At 51.3% G+C, this 610-nt stretch carries 1 protein-coding gene; it reads right to left on the minus strand.

All coding sequences use genetic code 11. The annotated features are described in order from the left end of the window. Positions 1 to 65 precede the first annotated feature (65 nt). On the minus strand, positions 66 to 610 hold a 545-nt coding region (locus tag GTO91_RS18850), incomplete at its 5' end, for an IS1634 family transposase (RefSeq protein ID WP_456318574.1).

The following is a 610-nucleotide window of genomic DNA, read 5'->3' on the forward strand; positions in this document are numbered from 1 at the left end:
CCCTTGTTCCGCGAGTTGGAATTCAACATTTTCGATTTTTTGAGAACAGGGAACCATGGGCAAAACTACAGCCCTTCGGTATAAAGCGCCTCGGTAAAACCTGCCCACCGAATCATCTTCAATGCCTCCTTGTCGACATTGTCCGGCAAGAGGCGTTGACCGTTGATGGAGACGACAGTGATCATGTTGAGGTATTCGAGGATCGTCGTAATCGACGGAACCTGTGTCTTCTTCTTGCCGGGAAGGAGCAAGAACTCTTCCCTTTGCTTCATTTCCCGACGAACGCGAAATTCCAAGTAAGACGCCAGCATCAGCGCCAACACAAAGACATAGCCCAGCGCCTCAATTCGACGCTTGCTCTTTAAGTACACCGGCCCCAGCATGACCGGGCTTTTTAGGAAGCGAAACTTCATTTCAATCGTGTTTTGGCGCTTGTATTCCGTCAAGATTTCGGCGGGGCTCATCGAATCGCGGACATCGTAAATCAGGATGAAGGTAGACTCTTTTCGGCAGGCCTGTTCCCATGCTTCAGGACGCAGTTCGCCGACGACGCACTGGGCATGAAAGGTCATTTCAATGTCTGGAAGGGCATCCTTTTTGGGACGCCCGC

Source organism: Heliomicrobium undosum, from assembly GCF_009877425.1.
Taxonomy (GTDB): Bacteria; Bacillota; Desulfitobacteriia; order Heliobacteriales; family Heliobacteriaceae; genus Heliomicrobium; species Heliomicrobium undosum.